This is a genomic window from Clostridium drakei (assembly GCF_000633595.2).
Lineage (GTDB): Bacteria > Bacillota > Clostridia > Clostridiales > Clostridiaceae > Clostridium_AM > Clostridium_AM drakei.
Window position 1 is genome coordinate 273,692 of the sequence record NZ_JIBU02000012.1, and the last position, 17,824, is coordinate 291,515.

The window sequence follows — 17,824 nt, forward strand, 5'->3', positions numbered from 1 at the left end:
ATCTTATAAATTATTGAATTGAGAATTTATTTGATTTTGTTATTTTTTCATATTCTAAAATAAGCTTATCCAACTCTTCACTGCACTCAATTACATCTGTATTCGTAATTTCTTTACAGTTTAATAACATATATAAAGTTTCCTTTAAATAATTAATTTCCAGATCTAAAATTTTTAAATCAATATTCATAATTAATATTACCCCATAATTATAATTTATACTTACAAGTATATGTTAATTAACAGCACTATTACATTTTAACAGATTATATCTATTAATGCAGAGGTTTTGTAAGCCAAATACATACATCAAATTACATAAGTTAACATTATATCTGTAGATAACATGTGGATTATATTGTGGAAAAAATGTGCAAAACATGAAAATATGTCCGAAGAACGTTTGAATAGAATGGTTGTAAAAAAATGTAAAAAGGGAATACTGTCTAAAAGTTTTTTAATTTATAGTGAAATTTTAGTGAAAATTTTAATGAAGACTAAAATTATGTATACAAATAATTAGTACACATAATAAAAGCTTAAACTTGTTTTATTTAATAAATGTGATATAATATTTAACTATAATGTTCAAAAATATAAAATAATATATGTTAATACATTAATATTTATAATTAATATACAGCATATTCAATTATAATGATAATTAATATACTTAATATAAGATAAATCGGAGGTAAAATATATGCTTAATACGGACATTGCAATGGGATTAGCTAGAGTTACAGAAGCTGCAGCGCTTTGCTCTTCAAAATTTATGGGTAGAGGAGATAAAATAGCAGCAGATCAAGCTGCAGTAGATGGTATGGAAAAGGCATTTGCTATGATGCCTGTTAGAGGAACTGTAGTAATAGGAGAAGGAGAATTGGATAATGCTCCAATGCTATACATAGGACAATCAGTAGGTGTAGGAAATGCTGATATGCCTGAAATGGATATAGCTGTTGATCCATTAGATGGTACTGTTTTAATAGCTAAAGGATTACCTAATGCTATATCAGTAGTTGCTATGGGACCAAATGGGAGTTTATTTCATGCACCTGATATGTATATGAAAAAAATAGCAGTTGGACCAGGAGCAAAAGGTGCTATAGACATAAATAAAAGTCCTAAAGAAAATATAATAAATGTGTCAAAAGTATTGAATAAGGATATAACAGAAATGACTGTAATTGTTCAAGAAAGGGAAAGACATGATTATATTGTTCAAGCAGCTAGAGAAGTAGGGGCTAGAGTTAAACTTTTTGGTGAAGGCGATGTTGCTGCAGTGCTTGCTTGTGGCTTTGAAAATACAGGAGTAGATATATTTATGGGTACAGGTGGAGCACCAGAAGGAGTTATTGCAGCAGCAGCTATAAAATGTATGGGTGGAGATATGCAGGCTAAATTGGAACCACATACAGACAAAGAAAGAGAAAGATGTAAAAGTATGGGCATAAGTGATTTAAATAAAGTTTTACTTATAAATGATCTTGTTAAGGATGATGAAGTTTATTTTGCTGCTACAGGTATAACTGATTGTGATTTATTAAGAGGAGTAGTATTTCCTAAAAATGATTGGGCAACTACTCATAGCGTAGTCATGAGATCAAAAACAGGTACTATAAGATTTATAGAAGCTCATCATGATTTAAAGAGAAGTAGTTTAGTTGTAAGATCAAGTGATTCTTAGACTTAGGTTGAGTTTTCTTGTTAGGAATACCTCTGAGTTTTAGAAGGACTCATCCAGGTGCGTAGCAGTGCTTATCTCCAACTTGAAGAAGATGGGGTATTAGCAATGATAGCCATTGAATAAAATAAATTTTAAATGTGAATGATAAGTTAAGTATGATAAGTATGAGATGATTTAAATCTGACTTATCGTTCTTTTTTTATGATGGTAAATATTTTATTGAATAATTATTCAATAAAATATTTTTATGTATTTTGTATTTTTTTGAATTTTCATATTTAATTTATAGTTAAATAAGTTTTAATATTTATTTTATTTATAAGTTAGATAAATTTTAGTATAATATAGAATGAGAATAAGTAATTTAGCAGGAGTGAATAAAATGAAAATGGATGAAGTAATAGAACAAATAAATTTTTTATACAAAAAAAGTCAGAATGAAGGACTTACAGAAGAAGAAAAAATTAAACAAAAAGAATTAAGACAAGTTTATATTGATTCAATTAAAAGAAATTTTAAAGCTCAACTAGATGGCATAAAAAGGGTTCCATCTAATGAAAAATTGAACTGAGAGGAGTTAACATAAAAAAATGCAAGTAACAGTAAAAGAACTAATAAAGGATTTTAACCTTGAGGTTGTAAATAAAGGTGAAAGAATTAATAAAATAAATATAAGTGATATAAATAGACCTGGACTTCAATTTGCAGGATTTTATAGTTATTATGCTAATGAAAGAATACAAGTAGTTGGAAAAGCTGAATGGAGTTTTTTAGATGCAATGCAGCCAGAATTAAGGAAAAAGAGATTAAAGAAATATTTTGAATTTGATAATCCATGTACTATAGTAACAAGAGGATTGATACCTCATAAGGAATTTATGGATAGTGCTATAGAAAATAAAAGGTGGATATTAAGGACAAATACTATTTCTACAAGGTTTGTAAGTAAGCTAATGAATTATTTAGATGATAAATTAGCACCAGAAACTAGATTACATGGTGTACTTGTAGATGTATATGGTATAGGTATTCTGATTACTGGAGAAAGTGGTATTGGTAAAAGTGAAACAGCTCTTGAACTTATTAAGCGAGGTCATAGATTGGTTGCTGATGATGCTGTTGACATCAAAGAAATTGATGGGGAATTATTTGGTACATCTCCATACATAACTTCAGGTATGATTGAAGTAAGAGGAATGGGTATAATTGATATACCAGCTTTATATGGAATAAGTTCTATACTAAAAATAAGAAAGATTAACCTTGTTGTATACATAGAACAATGGAAGGAAGGTGAAAATTATGATAGACTAGGAATTGACAATGAATATGTTAATATACTAAACGTACCTTTAAAAAAATTGACAATTCCAATTAGACCAGGAAGAAATATAGCTGTAATAATAGAAGCAGCAGCAGCAAACTTTAGATACAGCTTTATTTCAAATATTACTCCTGTAGATATAATAAATCAGAGAATTAATGAAGAAGCTGAAGGAAGGGAATCAGGTGGAAAGTAAAAAATCCATAAGGAGATTAGTACAAGAAAGAAAAGATGTTCTCTCCAAAGGTGAAAGACAAAATTTAGATAATATAATATTTGATAAAGTAATAAATAGCTATGCTTATAAAAATTCACACACAATATTTATATTTGTAAGCTATAATAATGAAGTAGATACACACAAGATTATAAAGCAGGCTTTAAGAGATAAGAAAATTTTATGTGTTCCTAAAATAATATCTAAAGAAGAGGGTATGGATATTGTACAGATAAAAAGCTTTGAGGATTTAAAAGAAGGTGCTTATGGCATTTTAGAACCTGATGATAGTGAATTAAAGATCGAAGAAAAGAATATAGATGTATCATATTTACCAGGTTTAGCATTCGATAGAAGAGGTGGCAGAGTAGGTTATGGTGGTGGTTTTTACGATAGATTTTTGTTAAAAACAAGAAAGAATTCTAAAAAAATAGGATTAGCCTATAAATTTCAAGTATTTCCTGAAGTGCCAATGGAAGAACACGATATTTTTATTGATGGAATAATTACAGATTAAAGCACACAAACTATAAATAGATGTTTGAAATGAAAATTGAGAATTAATTTAATGGTTCTCAATTTTCATTTCTTTAAAAATCTATAGATAATTTAACTTTCCATTAAGTTTACTAAATGAGTTGGTGTGTTTATGAAAGTATTTGATATAACTAATAACTTTAAAGAAATTAAAGAAACTTTACAATTAGGTATGAATCACTATTGGATTTTAATAAAAGCGGATGAATTAAGGAAACTTAGAAATTTTATTTTGTTAGATGAAGAAAGCATAGAAGAATGTAGTAAGTTTGCACATCCATCTAAAATAAGCTTTTTTGATGGATACATTTTTATGAATTTAAATGTACTAAATTATTGTAATGAAATAATTAATTCAAAAGAATTAAATATTTTTTTAAGCAAAGATTACATAATAACTGTTTTTAAAGAAGATATAGATATAATAGAAGAGTTTATTGAAGATATTAAGGACTCTAAGAATTGTTTTGTAATAAAAGAAAAGCCTAAAGTTTGTATACTGCTCTATTATATTCTAGATAGAATAATAGTTAAAAATTACGACATTATAGCTGCCTTAGAAGCTCAAGTGGATGAAATAGAAATAAGTATTTTGAAGGAACCTAAACATGAACAAATAGATAATCTTATAAATCTCAGGCGACAGGTATATAAAATAAGGAAATACCTAAGTCCATTAAGATATATAGGAGATAGTTTGGTTAGTAATGATAATATGGTATTGGAAAAGGAAAATATTATATATTTTATAAATTTAAATAGAAAAATAGATAAATTAATGATGGCACTAGAAAGTTTAGTTCAAGATTTAGCTTTAGTGAGAGAGGCCTTTGAATCTGAAATTGCAAATAAGACAAATGAACTTATGAAAGTATTTACTATTATAGCCACAATATTTTTACCTTTAAATTTAATAACTAGCATGCATGGCATGAATATGAAGGGAATTCCTTTTGAAAAAATGGAAAATGGTTATCATTGTATGGCAGGAATAATGTTAATCATAGCTTTAATACTTGTGGGAATTTTTAAGAAGAAAAAATGGCTTTAGTAACAAAATAATTTAGCAAGTTTCAATAAATTAGTATATTGAGTAATATTTTTAAAAATGTGATTTATTTTAGCCATTATTCTAAATTTTATGGTAAAATGTATTAAGAAAGCTTTTTAAATTAGTATAATGTATAAATATGATTGTTATAAGGAACAATGTTCCTTGGATGTTATATATCGAGAGGGGATTTTAGTTATGAACAAGGACTTAATAAAAAAATATGAATATGCTTGGGATAAATATTCTAAAGATGATTTGAAGGATGTATTTCATTTATCTGATAAGTATAAAACTTTTATGTCAAAATGTAAAACAGAAAGGGAATGTGTAGAAGAATTCATAATTAGAGCAGAAGAAGCAGGTTTTAAAAATTTAGAGGATGTTGTATCAAAAAATGGAACCTTGAAGTCAGGAGATAAGGTATATGCAAATAATAAAGGAAAAGGACTAGCATTATTTGTTATAGGAAGTAACAAATTTGAGGATGGCATGAGAATATTAGGTGCTCATGTGGATTCGCCAAGACTAGACTTAAAACAAAATCCTTTGTATGAAGATACTGATATGGCTTTATTTGAAACTCATTATTATGGTGGAATAAAAAAATATCAATGGGTTACACTTCCTTTAGCTATACATGGTGTTATTATAAAAAAGGATGGCACAAAAGTAAATGTATCAATTGGAGAAGATGATAATGATCCTGTATTAGGCGTTTCAGACCTTTTAATTCATTTAGCTTCTGAACAAATGGAAAAAAAGGCAAACAAGGTAATTGAAGGCGAAGATTTAAATGTATTAATTGGAAGTATGCCAATTGAAGATAAGGAAGCTAAGGATAGAGTCAAACGAAACATATTGAACATATTGAATGAAAAATATAGTATTGTTGAAGAAGATTTTGTTTCTGCTGAGCTTGAAATAGTTCCAGCTGGAAAAGCTAGAGATTACGGTTTGGATAGAAGTATGGTTATGGCTTATGGACATGATGATAGAATATGTTCATATACTTCTTTTGAAGCTATGCTTAAAGTAGAAAAAAGTGATAAAACTTGCGTAGCGCTTTTTGTAGATAAAGAAGAGATAGGTAGTGTAGGTTCAACTGGTATGCATTCAAGATTTTTTGAAAATACTGTAGCTGAGGTTATGAACCTTTGTGGAGATTATACAGAGTTAAAATTAAGAAGAGCTCTTACTAATTCCAAAATGTTATCTTCCGATGTAGGTGCAGCTTTTGATCCTAATTATCCATCAACTATGGAAAAGAAAAATTGTGCTTATTTCGGCAAAGGTATAGTATTTAATAAATATACTGGAGCAAGAGGCAAATCAGGATGTAATGATGCTAATCCAGAGTATATAGCACAAATAAGAGCTATAATGGAAAAGCATAATGTTTCATGGCAGACAGCAGAACTTGGAAAAGTTGATCAAGGTGGCGGTGGAACTATAGCATATATACTTGCTCAATATAATATGGAAGTTATAGATTGTGGAGTTGCACTTCTGAATATGCATTCCCCATGGGAAATAGCAAGTAAAGCAGATATATATGAGACAATGCGTGCTTATCATTCATTTTTATTAGAAGCATAAAAATGGACATAAGTAAAAAAAGTTAAAAATTAAAACGCACCTAAATGTTAGGCTCCAAATTTAACATTTAGGTGCGTTATCCATATACAAAAAAATAAAAGAAAAAGTAGCATATTTTTGTCTTGGAATAATATGGTATAATTATTGTGAGAGGTGATAAAATATGGGATTAAATTTTAAAAAGACTATTAAAATAGGTAAGGATATTGTAATTAATTTTAACAAAAACAATGGAATAAGTATTTCTAAAGATGCCAAGCATAGTAAATTTAAAACGAATAAAAAAAATGGTATAATTAGGAGCTCTGAACCAAAAAAAAATAAATTTGGAGAAAACGTTATAGATGCAAGGAAGGGACATATTTTATTAACGATTGCAATATGTATTTTATTGTTTTTGGGACTTGTTAATCCTATATTTTTAATTATTACTATTATTCCAATATTATATATGTTTATAAGTAAAAGTGGCAGGCAGAAGATGTATATATCAGCTTCAGTACACAGTTTACAAGTATCAAAAATAGACAAGGCAGAAAAATATTTAAAGAAGGCTAAAAGTATACTTGATAATGAATTAATATTTGAATTAGAAGAAGATATAAATAATGTAAAAAATAGAAGTTCAAATAAAAAAAAATTCTTAGTTTTAGAATACAAAGATATTTTACTTAATAAACAAATTGGAAGAAATCTTAAGGCTAGAGAATTTGAAAACAAAGGTAATATAAATAGTGCTATAGATTTGTATGAATTAAATATTAAAGAAGGATTTACAGGAATAGTTCCATATGAAAGATTAATGGAGTTATATGAAAAACAACAAAAATATGATGATGAGATTAGAGTAATAAATAAGGTTATAGAAATATTTAAAAATTCGTGGGAGGATAAAATTGATAAACAATCTGAAATAGAAATGTTTACATCAAGATTAGAAAAAATTAAAATAGTAAAAGAAAAATTGTATTGATACAAATTAGTAACAAAAGCTTTTTCTAATGAATACAATGCATTGGGAGGGATTTTGTTATGAATAATAGATTTAAGAATTATGGTTTGTGGGTTTCTATAGCAGCATTTATTCCGTTACTCTTAAATAGTTTTGGTATGGATATTCTTCCTAAAAATTATGGTGATGTAGTAAATGCATTGCTTGCAATACTAGTAACGGCAGGAATTTTGAGCAACCCTCAAACTGAGTCTAAGGGATATCTTGATGATAAGAAAACTGAAGAAAATAAGGACAATAAATAAGCATATTGCGAAGCTTTGCTTCGCAATATGCTTATTAAAATTTTTTGAGTTTTTCTAAAAAAATTTTAATATCTTTTTCTTCTAAAAAAACTTGACCTATTCTTAAAGCATGTTTTGAATCTTCCTTAGTCATACCATGAAAATCAGAACCAGCTGTAATTATTTTATTATATTTTTTAGCTAAAGCTTTAAAATTTTTTGTGTCATTTGGTTCATTCATAGAATAAATAGCTTCAATTCCATCAAAAGGCATATTTAAAAGTTCTGCAACATCTATATTTTTTATTAAAATAGGATGAGCAAGTACTACTAAAGCATTATGTTCTCTTAAAATTTTTATTCCTTCCTCAGTACTCAGTTTTTTATTTGCTACATAAGCAGGGCTATTTTCCCCTATAAAATTTTTAAAAATGTAATCCCATTTGTAATTATAACCAGCACCTATTATTGCTTTAGCAATATGAGGTCTTGCTATAATACCTTCAGCATGATCTAATATTTTTTCATAATTTAATTTTATATTGAAAAATTTATCTAAATTCTCAACTATTTTTTTACCTCTATAAGTTCTATACTCATTCATATCTTTTAAATAATCTTTTAATTTATAGTCTATTTGTGTAATGTCATTAAAGTAGCCTAAAATATGAATGTTTTCTTTATAATATAAAGTTGACAATTCTAATCCAGGTATTACCTTAATTCCAAGCTTTTTACCTTCAACTACTGCTTCAAGGACTCCAGATATAGTATCATGATCTGTAATGGACATTATATCTATATTTTCTTTTGAAGCCATGTTAACTAACTCTTTAGGAGAAAATTTCCCATCAGAAGCTGTAGTGTGTAAATGAAAATCTCCTTTTTTGTACAATGAAATCACCTACTTGTTAAAATTTACTGTATATATCATTATACTCCGTTAATTATGTGTTTTGCAAAGTTTTCTGCCTTATAAGTTATATTTTCTACTTTAAATATAGCTTTTGGATTATTAGCAGTTTCAGTGATTATGGCATGGGCAGGTAGCATAAATCCTTTATTTATATTTAAGGCACCAATGAGTTGCTTAGCTACAGAATCACTGCCAGAATTTCCAGATACAATTATGCCAAACATAGATTTATTATGGAAACTCATTTTATTATAAAGTACTGTAATTCTATTTATAACTGCAGTTAAATTAGCAGCAATAGCATCATTATAATTAGGACAAAGCCATACGATTCCATCAGCTTCTTCTATAGCTGGAATTACATTGTCTACCATAAATCCACCATAAAAACATTTGTTTTGATTACCATAATGCAAACATAATTTATAAGAACAACCTTTACAATCAAGTATTTTACCATTTTCAATGTGTATTTCTTTTATTACGAAATTGTCTAAGTATTGGGATATCATATGCCATAAATCTAAAGTGTTAGAAAATTTATGAGTAGAGGAGTATAAAACTGTGATTTTTTTCTTGCGTTCTGTTAAGGGTATGGCATTTTCATATTCTGAGAGTCTTTTACCAAGGTCATAGGATAACTTTAAGCAAATTTGTTCTAGAGGTATGTTTAGGTTTCTTTGCCAATTTAAAAAGTTTTTTAAGCTTTTAGTAGCTTCAATTATAGGATGACCTAGAAATTTGCATCCTAGGTTATTGGAAATAAAGATAATATCTTGAGCAGATCTTTTGGTTCCTAGTTCTGAATCACTGTTTATAAGTAGAGCACCTATGCAATTTTCAAAAGCATTTTTATCATTAAGATTTAGTTCTTTTAAAAATTTAAGCATAGGTAAGTCAAAGCCATTGGAATCTAACTCAAGTAAAAATAATAATTTTTTATTTTTTAAATTTGTTGGATGTGCAAAATTTTTTATATACTTGATAGAGTGAAAGTTTTTTATAAAGTTTTGAGTCATAAGTTTAAGTCTATCTGACAAATCATCATTTGGTGATATAACATATAAAGTCTCCATAATTAAACCTCCTCAATCAGTAAGAAAATTAGAAAGACAACAATTTGTTATAAGTATTTTCAAGTTTGCTAAAAAGCTTAGAAGGCATATTTTTATAAGTTTCAAGTTCTATACCAGAAGCTAATAATCGATTTCGACATCCCATAAAAGCTCCTCCTAAGAAAGTAGCACTATAATGCCAATCACTTTTGATAGTAGCAATAATTGAAAGAGCACCAGAAGATAATGCAGGGGCTATATAAGGTTTAAAACCTAAGGAACGAACTTCTAAATTAGATTTTATTGTTTTTTCAGTGAGATATTTAGAAATTTCTTCATTATAATTATCTATACTATCTGCAATAATAAGATGTTCTCCATGAGGACCAAAGGATCTTCCTTCTTTCAAATATTGAAGGCAGTCATTTCTTTGTGAAGCATAATATGAAGCTCTAGCATTCATAACGCCCAGTCCATATCCTCTAATTTGTTCAGGCAAAAGATGTTCATTTAATACTTCTTTGCAAAGTAGATCTACAGGGTCAGATACAACAGAAAAAATTCCTTTGAAATTCTTTTCTTTAGCTAGTTTAGCATAATATCTAACTATTTTTGAATTACCATCAAATTGGATTAAGCGCACATCAGAAAGTTCTTTACCAACTTCAGGTACACCTACAGAAACACAGAAAATAAACATGTTGCAGTTGAATAAATCTTTTTCATCTGCTGGAACTACAGGAGGGTAGAATATTGTTGGATCAGGAGAGAGTATTTGATTGCATTCAAAACACCATCTCTTAATTTTATTTTCATCTTTATCATATACATTAATTTGAGATATACAATTTCCTCCTAAAAGTCGCAGTCCTGTAATTAAGGTTCCTCCTACATCACCTAAACCTACTATTGTTACATTCCATTTTTTAAAATGTTGATTTTTATCCATAACAGGAAAGGATTCATTTAGACTTTCCTGCCAATTATCATAATTTGTATTTAATGATATGATTCTTTTTTCTTTAATAGCATTTTGAATGAAGAATGGCAAATTTGAGATGCCGCAATTAGTATTTTTAAGCAAATTTAAATTTTCCTCTTTTATAAATAAATTTTCTTCAGAACTAACACAAAAATTTCTTCGAGATTTGTTAGTATCCAATTTATTTAAGGCAAACATAACACCTCTATAGTTATATGCATAATCTTCAGAAACTTCATTCAAGTTGTAAGGTTCATTTGATATAAGTAATTTATTATCTAAAATATAATAAAAAAAATTAGTATTCATTAAAAACACTCCTTTTTAGATGTATTACAATTTAATCATCAAAAGCAAGATTCATTCTAAGTAATAACTCTAAATCATTTTTCAAGTAGCTTGAAGGACTTAAATTTAAATTATAGTCTATATTTGCACCATGATCAGGACATCTAGGGGTAGTAATAACCTGACCTAAAGAAGATAAAGTTAAGTTCTTTTCATGCAAAATATGATATTCGTCTTCTAAAACTTCAAGTATTGAAATAGAATTTTCGATAGAAGTTTTAGATAAATTGAATATAGCGGATTTTGAAGTATTCCTTATAAATGTAGGATAAGTGTATGGTAATATTAAATTTATAGATGGAAGAAGGTTTCTTTCAGGATAAACTCCACGCCATAATGCATCTCCACCTATAAATGGATACAAGGAATTTTCGCTAAACCATAATTTTAGTCTTGGTATAAAATAAACGCTTTCAACATCTCTACTTTGCATATCCATAAGATCTTTTCCTCTACCAGATAATACACCTACAATAATCTTTTTAACCTTTACATCTTCACCTTTAAAAATTGGATCTAAAGCTTTGATTCTGTATCCTTTATGTAGTAGATTATCAACTAATATTACTGGCTTTTTAAAGGATTTAATCATTTTTACCTGTGTTTTTAAGTTTAAATAATGAGGAAACTCTCCAATATTAAAATTTTTCATATCAGGATAAAATAACTTTTCTGTATGAAGAGCTTTAGTAACTGTATTAGGTATAACATATCTTTCAAGTATATCACCATAAGGAACACACATAGCATCACCAAGTTTTCTTGGTACTAAATTTTCTGTAGGTACTAAATTTTCTTTACATATTTTTCTTATCATACACTGATATACAAAATTTACATCGAAGGGGAGAACTAATTCTCCAGGATAAAGCTTTGTTATAGATTCCATAAGCTTCTTTCGTGATTGATTAAGTACATTTCTAACTTTAGGATTAGTTCTAAAAGGACTTTTTATTATATTTTGTATATCTAAGTTTAATATACAAGGGTTACTCATATTTACAGCATAAACAGGATTGGCATCATCACAAAATGGAACTTTTACAAATCCATAATGTTTTAGTAAATTATAAATATTTTCTGAAGCAAGCTCTTTATTAAACATATTTTTGTAAATAGCATATTCATAATCTTCAGCTATACATGAAGATAGAGTTTGAGTTAAAAGAGTTTGTTCTAGCTGTTTGTTTTTATCAAAATTATTTATAAATATGCCGCTGATTAAAATAATTCTGCCTGAGCTTTTTTCACGTATATATTGAGATACTTGAGAATTTTTAAATTCGTCATAAAGCATAGCAGATCGAATCCAATGAACAATTGAAAAACCAAGTATTTCTCCCGTAACAGTATTTTTAAGAAGTACTATTTTAGCAGATGGCTTAAGAATTATATTCATTAACATTTTTTTGAATGTACTATCCGTATTAAGAGTGTAACTGCATAGTTTATTAATTATATCATCATTAAATTCTTCTATGGTTTCAGCGTCCAACCATAATGATTTAATTGAAGATTTATCCTGAGATTCTCTTTGATAAAAGCCATTACTATATATATATTGTTCAGACATAGGGTCTACAAGACTGGATATGTCTCTATTTTCATCAATATAATTTCGTATCTGGGTAGAACTTATTTCTGAATACTTAGAAGAAAGAGTTAGAACTAATACATCGCCTTCTATGTTTTTTATTGCATCATTAAATTTTGAACTTTTTCCTCTTTCAAATATTATATGAGAAAAAGTTTGTATTGAGTTTTCTGTTTTAGGAAGTTTGTAACTTGAAGCATTAAGTAATACATCGCTACCTATACATACATATACCTTGGAGTCTGGAAAATTATCCTTTAAAACTTTTAAATTGTCAGTATTTGATATATTAGTAGGATATATATCTGGGTACATATATATATTCAATTCAGATGATATAGAAATATTAACTAAGTTTCCTCTTAAAAGACTTGGAAGTGTTTTTTTAGACCAAGAAAATTCATCTACGGCTAAATACACTTCAAATCCTAAATCTCTTATATGCTTTGCTATTTCCATGTGGCTTAAGGAAAAAGGATCAAAAGTCCCAGGGAAAAATGCTACTTTAGGTGGAATAGGTATATTTATACTTCCCTTAGAGAAAGTAAAGTCAGATATAAACCTATAAATATGATTTAAGCTGGCTGATCTTGTTAAAAACAATAATTCATGTCTATCATTACCTGTGATTAAAGTAAGAACTTTTTTAGCAATGAGCTTAAATATGAATTCTTTTTTTTCTAGATTCATAAAAGAACTTCCAAAAATATATTTACCTATAACACTAAATGCAGATTGTTTGACCTGTGGGTCATAATTTCCAAGTCCATTTAAAAGAATTCCAAGCATTTTATTCAATCTTTCATAATAGAAAGTTTCATTTTCATAAAAGCGATTTTTGTAAATAGCATAATTTGATATAGATATACCAACAGTTTTTAATATAAGAGATTTTAAATTAGAATTAGAACTTTTAACTTTAATCATACAATCATCTATGATTTCATCTAATTCTTTAGGTTGAAGCCATAAAATAGATTGACCTGTATATCTTGGTATATATTCTGTAAATTTATTACCTTCTATTTCAAGAGCTCTTATTAATTCTACAGCAACTTCATTTCTTTCAGCTAAAGTTAAATAGGGCATAATTTCTAAAATAGCACTTCCTGCACAATTTCGTACACTTTCGATTGCACTTACTTTTAATAAATTACAAAAATGTATAGCAGTATGAAGTCTGCTGGATTGAGGAGCTTTAAGTGCATGGCGCAAAAGAAGTTCTACGTGATTTCTCTTTCTAATCCAATCTGTAGCGGTTTTCAAATTGTTTAAGAATATATCTGTAACTGTTTTGTTGTTAATTTCACAATAATGTTTAAATAAAGTTATATTATTATATAAATTTAATGCGGTGCTTATTTTAAGTAAAAGTAAATTTTCAGCAGGTATTTTACTTTTAGTATTTATAACAGAAAAATATTCACTTATTTTTTTTATAAGGGGACTATTCTTTGGTAGTTTTTCTATAAGACATAAAATAGTTTCTAAAGATTCTAATCTTAAGGTACTATTTCTTTTCTTAATTTTAGAAAAAATATAATTAAAAATTATTTCTATATTATCATTATCATCACTTATTGGTATACATTTTGTGGTTTCAAGCAAAAATAATTCACAATCTGTACTTTTATAAGTATCATTTTTATAAAATTCTAATATAGCCTTTTTATAATGGTTAATAAATGACTTTTTACAGTTTATGAATAATGAATTAACCATTATGCTAATACTGTATCCAATATTAAACCTATGTAAAGGAATGATTTTATGACCTGGGCATAGCATAAGACTTAAGTATTCATTTAATAAATCAATACTGCTTATTGAGCCATAACGAAATTGTACATTTTCAGGAATTTCCTTTCTATAATCTTCATCAAAAAGGGCTATAAGATTTCCAATTAATTCAGCACAATGCCTTCTTATATCATCTTCAGGATGTATTAAGTTTTCGTATAAAAACTTAATGGTTTGTATTTTTTGCTTTTGAGTAAGATAAGTGGAGTATTCTTGAAAAATTCTTATATATTCTCTTAAATTTTTCCAATCAATTTCACTACGAGCTAATTCCAATATGATATCAAGAGAATATTCGTCACGAAGATGATGCATAAGATTAATATTATGTTTTACAGCTAAATATTTTAAATTTTGAACTATATCATCTCCTTGAAGAAGAGCATAATTTTGCTTTTCTTTTTTTGTAATGTTAAAGTTTTTCTTAGGTTCTATATCAACTCCTAGGCTTAATATAAAGTCTTCAAAATCCTTTAACTTAGAATAAACTTTTTTGTATCGTTTACATTTATCATCATCTACATTTTCTAGTTTATCTAAGATTACAAAAAAGGCGTTTTCAAGAGAAAAAAGTTTCATGTTTGGAATGTTATTGTTAAATTCATTTTTAACTCTAAAATCGGAATATATTAAAAGTAAAGATTCCAAAGATAAATTTTCAAGCTCTAAATCCCATGTAGAATGATTTATTGCTATATTTCTTATGTAATTTATGCTATATTTTTGAAACCATTGGTCAGTATAGTAATAATGAAGATGAGGAACACGTTTGAGTTCAGCACCTTTACATCCGTATTTTCCTATGTCATGACCAGCTGCAGCACCTGAAACCCTTCCTAAGTCCACAGGCATTCCTATAATTTTTAGTTGACGAGCTATGAAAAGAGAAAGATAATGAACTCCACATACATGATCCAAGGTATTAAATCCTGTTATTTCTCCATTTATTTTCATCATTTCATAAATAAAGTCATCTTTGAAAGCTTTAATAAATTTTCTATATTCTTCAGGATATTCTAATTCATTTTCTTCTTCCAAAGTTAAAAAATTCATTGGATAAATACTTTGCCAACTATCATCCTTAGAACTTTTTTGAGTTTCACATATAACTCTAAAGATTCTTAAATAAACCTCACAAGAAGAATTTAATTCATCTATAAGATTTATAGAAACGGTTTCTGGAAAGGTTTTATTAAGAGTATATTGATATATGTAATCAATCCAATTAGAAGGGGACTTATCACCAGCCATTTCTTCAAGTATATTTTTACACAAATTTAAAGTTGATTTAGCAGAAAAGTCTTCAGTTTCTATAATAGTTTTTAATTGATCAATAAATTCTTTGGTTTTAATATGTTTATCTATAAAGGTTTTATCTATATTCCATTTTTGAAGCCATTTTATAATTGAAAGTTTTCTAATTATTTTGCTGTATACTTGACCGTAAGATAAAGTAATCATATGAACCTCCTCAAAGAATTTCTTACAAAGATTATATACTTTATGAGGACTTTTTTCAAAACATTTTTGTATTAAAAATAAATTAAATTTATTAAAATTCATTATAAATACTTTTAAGGCTAAAAATAGAAACATATATTAACATATTAAATATTATGTTAATTAAATAAAAGTAAACTACAAAATTAAAAAAGTAATATAATAAATATAAAATAAAAATTAAACAACAATAAAAAAATAAAACAATTAATAGGAGGAAAAACAAATGAATAAATATGTTCTAGTATGTATAATAGGTGGCCAGGTTTTAAATTTTCATAAAGAAATAAGAAGTAGTATTTGCTATAAATTTAATAAAAAACCTCAAAAACTTCCAGCACATTTTACTATAAAAGCTCCATTTGAAACAGATAAAATAGATGAAATGATTAAAATTTTAGATGAATTTTCAAAGTATAAAAAAAGAGAACCTATTAAAATAGATGGATTTGGAAAATTTAGAGAAGATGTAGTATATATGAATGTAAAATTGTCAGATGAAGCTAAAAAAATTCATGATGAACTTATAGATGAACTTTCAAAGATATCTTGGATTGAGTTCAAACCTAATGAAGGAAAAAATAAAATTTTTCATTGCACTATAGTATCTAGAAGGATTCGAGATAAATTTAAGGAAATATGGGAATATGTAAATCAATATGAATGTAGCTTTGAAAGTTATTTTGATAATATTTCATTATATATTTGGAGTAATAATACTTGGGAATTATATAAAAAATATAAGTTGTAAAATATTTTTCTAAGTTATATAAAGTTCTATACTATGGACAAAGTTTTTAATAATAGTAAAATAAATATATAATAAAAATGTAGAATTTTACATAATGATAGGAGAGATAAGATGTATACAAGTGAAACAAAGCTTACTGTGAGATATGTAGAAACTGATAAAATGGGAATAGTTCATCATTCTAATTATTATCCATGGTTTGAATTAGCTAGGGGAGACTTTATTAAAAAAATTGGTATGAAGTACAGTGAAATGGAAAGTTTAGGAATTATGATGCCTTTAGTGGAAAGTTACTGCAAGTATTATGAAGGAGCAAAATATGAAGATGAGATTGTAATTGAAACTTCTATAGAAAAAATTACTCCTGTAAAAGTTATTTTTAATTATGATGTTATAAGGGAATTGGATGGAAAACTTTTGGCAAAGGGAAAAACAACACAAACTTTTGTAGATAAAGACTTTAAAATAGTAAATTTAAAAAAGAAATATTCGGATCTTTGGCAAAAGATGGAACAGCTAAAATAGTAACCAATAATGTAAATAGTACATAAAATGGCTTTGAGAAGTATATTAATATCGTAATTACATGATATTAATCTAGGAGGTTTACTTATGCTTTTAAAAGCACTTTTGGGTACTCTTATAGTTCTAATAATAATACTTATAGTTATATCTACAGCTATTTATAAAGTTTTAAATGAAAATAAGAAAAATATAAAATAGAAATGAATAAGACAAATATCTTTTAAGCAATATATAAAAATTGTTGGATAATATTTGTATATATAATATTAAATTGTAAAAAAATATAACTGCAAATTCTAACTGCAGTTATATTTTTTAATTTAAATGTATAACATTTACATACAATGTATTTACCAGCAATACCAACATGGGTAATATGGATAGCACTGATAATATGGGTAACATCCAAAGTATGGATAACAACAATTGCAGCAGTGCCTGCGATGCCTATGTCTATATCCTTCAAGCTGAGAATCAGATTCATCATCACATTCATCATCTTCTCTAGGGTACATAAACATAGATTGATCTTGCATCATTGAACAATAACTCATGTAAGGACAATAAAATGATTGAGTAGGAGAATTTTCTTCTGGACTATTACGGTTCAGATTATCTTCGTCAACATTTTGCTTATTTTCTTCCTTAACTATGTCCTTTTTAGTATCTTGATTATCATTTTTGCTGCTCATGTATATA

16 protein-coding genes are annotated in these 17,824 nt (G+C 27.1%); 10 read left to right on the plus strand and 6 right to left on the minus strand.

Going from position 1 to position 17,824, the window contains the following annotated elements; genetic code table 11:
- Positions 1–10: 10 nt before the first annotated feature.
- Entirely contained in the window at positions 11–190 is a 180-nt protein-coding gene (locus tag EG57_RS0206930) for an aspartyl-phosphate phosphatase Spo0E family protein (protein WP_032076510.1), read from the minus strand.
- Between the two features lie 513 nt (positions 191–703).
- On the opposite strand from EG57_RS0206930, the gene glpX reads away from it, so the two are divergent.
- From glpX to EG57_RS0206970, 8 genes are all read left to right on the plus strand, one after another.
- Positions 704–1,690, plus strand: a complete 987-nt coding sequence (glpX, locus tag EG57_RS0206935) for a class II fructose-bisphosphatase (RefSeq protein ID WP_032076511.1) — start codon at positions 704–706, stop codon at positions 1,688–1,690.
- Between the two features lie 382 nt (positions 1,691–2,072).
- A complete protein-coding gene (locus tag EG57_RS0206940) occupies positions 2,073–2,261 on the plus strand; it encodes a DUF896 domain-containing protein (protein WP_032076512.1) in 189 nt (62 codons plus the stop codon).
- Positions 2,262–2,280: 19 nt separating this feature from the next.
- Positions 2,281–3,210 (plus strand): HPr(Ser) kinase/phosphatase, encoded by a 930-nt coding sequence (gene hprK / locus EG57_RS0206945; protein WP_032076513.1) that lies wholly within the window; start codon positions 2,281–2,283, stop codon positions 3,208–3,210.
- The gene (locus EG57_RS0206950) at positions 3,200–3,748 is read left to right on the plus strand and encodes a 5-formyltetrahydrofolate cyclo-ligase (protein ID WP_032076514.1); all 549 of its coding nucleotides are present in this window, start codon (positions 3,200–3,202) and stop codon (positions 3,746–3,748) included. The genes hprK and EG57_RS0206950 overlap by 11 nt, the downstream gene beginning before the upstream one ends.
- Positions 3,749–3,880: 132 nt before the next feature.
- Positions 3,881–4,819 (plus strand): magnesium transporter CorA family protein, encoded by a 939-nt coding sequence (locus tag EG57_RS0206955; RefSeq protein WP_032076515.1) that lies wholly within the window; start codon positions 3,881–3,883, stop codon positions 4,817–4,819.
- A gap of 198 nt (positions 4,820–5,017) precedes the next feature.
- Entirely contained in the window at positions 5,018–6,418 is a 1,401-nt protein-coding gene (locus tag EG57_RS0206960) for an aminopeptidase (RefSeq protein WP_032076516.1), read from the plus strand.
- 163 nt (positions 6,419–6,581) lie between these two features.
- Positions 6,582–7,391, plus strand: coding sequence for a hypothetical protein (locus EG57_RS25380; protein WP_052037768.1), 810 nt, complete (start codon positions 6,582–6,584; stop codon positions 7,389–7,391).
- Between the two features lie 59 nt (positions 7,392–7,450).
- A complete protein-coding gene (locus EG57_RS0206970; RefSeq protein ID WP_032076517.1) occupies positions 7,451–7,675 on the plus strand; it encodes a phage holin family protein in 225 nt (74 codons plus the stop codon).
- A 34-nt stretch (positions 7,676–7,709) separates the two neighbouring features.
- On the opposite strand, the gene EG57_RS0206975 is transcribed toward EG57_RS0206970, so the two are convergent.
- The 4 genes from EG57_RS0206975 to EG57_RS0206990 are packed head-to-tail and all read right to left on the minus strand — an operon-like array spanning position 7,710 to position 15,810.
- Entirely contained in the window at positions 7,710–8,549 is an 840-nt protein-coding gene (locus EG57_RS0206975) for a PHP domain-containing protein (RefSeq protein WP_032076518.1), read from the minus strand.
- A gap of 38 nt (positions 8,550–8,587) precedes the next feature.
- Entirely contained in the window at positions 8,588–9,646 is a 1,059-nt protein-coding gene (locus EG57_RS0206980) for a flavodoxin family protein (protein WP_032076519.1), read from the minus strand.
- Positions 9,647–9,674: 28 nt separating this feature from the next.
- Positions 9,675–10,916 (minus strand): Rossmann-fold NAD(P)-binding domain-containing protein, encoded by a 1,242-nt coding sequence (locus tag EG57_RS0206985; RefSeq protein WP_032076520.1) that lies wholly within the window; start codon positions 10,914–10,916, stop codon positions 9,675–9,677.
- 31 nt (positions 10,917–10,947) lie between these two features.
- Positions 10,948–15,810: a nucleotidyl transferase family protein gene (locus EG57_RS0206990; RefSeq protein WP_032076521.1), complete on the minus strand. Its 4,863-nt coding sequence runs from the start codon at positions 15,808–15,810 to the stop codon at positions 10,948–10,950.
- Between the two features lie 265 nt (positions 15,811–16,075).
- Here EG57_RS0206990 and EG57_RS0206995 point away from each other — a divergent pair, with 265 nt between their 5' ends.
- Positions 16,076–16,600 (plus strand): 2'-5' RNA ligase family protein, encoded by a 525-nt coding sequence (locus EG57_RS0206995; RefSeq protein WP_032076522.1) that lies wholly within the window; start codon positions 16,076–16,078, stop codon positions 16,598–16,600.
- Positions 16,601–16,711: 111 nt separating this feature from the next.
- A complete protein-coding gene (locus EG57_RS0207000; RefSeq protein WP_032076523.1) occupies positions 16,712–17,125 on the plus strand; it encodes an acyl-CoA thioesterase in 414 nt (137 codons plus the stop codon).
- 350 nt (positions 17,126–17,475) lie between these two features.
- Here the strand turns inward: EG57_RS0207000 and EG57_RS0207005 are convergent, their stop codons facing one another.
- Positions 17,476–17,817, minus strand: coding sequence for a hypothetical protein (locus EG57_RS0207005; protein ID WP_032076524.1), 342 nt, complete (start codon positions 17,815–17,817; stop codon positions 17,476–17,478).
- Positions 17,818–17,824 lie beyond the last annotated feature (7 nt).

What these genes read in the sequence shown, in the direction of transcription:
- EG57_RS0206930 (WP_032076510.1), bottom strand. Translation starts at nt 190, where the DNA reads ATGAATATTGATTTAAAAATTTTAGATCTGGAAATTAATTATTTAAAG.
- glpX (WP_032076511.1), top strand. Translation starts at nt 704, where the DNA reads ATGCTTAATACGGACATTGCAATGGGATTAGCTAGAGTTACAGAAGCT.
- EG57_RS0206940 (WP_032076512.1), top strand. Translation starts at nt 2,073, where the DNA reads ATGAAAATGGATGAAGTAATAGAACAAATAAATTTTTTATACAAAAAA.
- hprK (WP_032076513.1), top strand. Translation starts at nt 2,281, where the DNA reads ATGCAAGTAACAGTAAAAGAACTAATAAAGGATTTTAACCTTGAGGTT.
- EG57_RS0206955 (WP_032076515.1), top strand. Translation starts at nt 3,881, where the DNA reads ATGAAAGTATTTGATATAACTAATAACTTTAAAGAAATTAAAGAAACT.
- EG57_RS0206960 (WP_032076516.1), top strand. Translation starts at nt 5,018, where the DNA reads ATGAACAAGGACTTAATAAAAAAATATGAATATGCTTGGGATAAATAT.
- EG57_RS25380 (WP_052037768.1), top strand. Translation starts at nt 6,582, where the DNA reads ATGGGATTAAATTTTAAAAAGACTATTAAAATAGGTAAGGATATTGTA.
- EG57_RS0206970 (WP_032076517.1), top strand. Translation starts at nt 7,451, where the DNA reads ATGAATAATAGATTTAAGAATTATGGTTTGTGGGTTTCTATAGCAGCA.
- EG57_RS0206980 (WP_032076519.1), bottom strand. Translation starts at nt 9,646, where the DNA reads ATGGAGACTTTATATGTTATATCACCAAATGATGATTTGTCAGATAGA.
- EG57_RS0206985 (WP_032076520.1), bottom strand. Translation starts at nt 10,916, where the DNA reads ATGAATACTAATTTTTTTTATTATATTTTAGATAATAAATTACTTATA.
- EG57_RS0206990 (WP_032076521.1), bottom strand. Translation starts at nt 15,810, where the DNA reads ATGATTACTTTATCTTACGGTCAAGTATACAGCAAAATAATTAGAAAA.
- EG57_RS0206995 (WP_032076522.1), top strand. Translation starts at nt 16,076, where the DNA reads ATGAATAAATATGTTCTAGTATGTATAATAGGTGGCCAGGTTTTAAAT.
- EG57_RS0207000 (WP_032076523.1), top strand. Translation starts at nt 16,712, where the DNA reads ATGTATACAAGTGAAACAAAGCTTACTGTGAGATATGTAGAAACTGAT.
- EG57_RS0207005 (WP_032076524.1), bottom strand. Translation starts at nt 17,817, where the DNA reads ATGAGCAGCAAAAATGATAATCAAGATACTAAAAAGGACATAGTTAAG.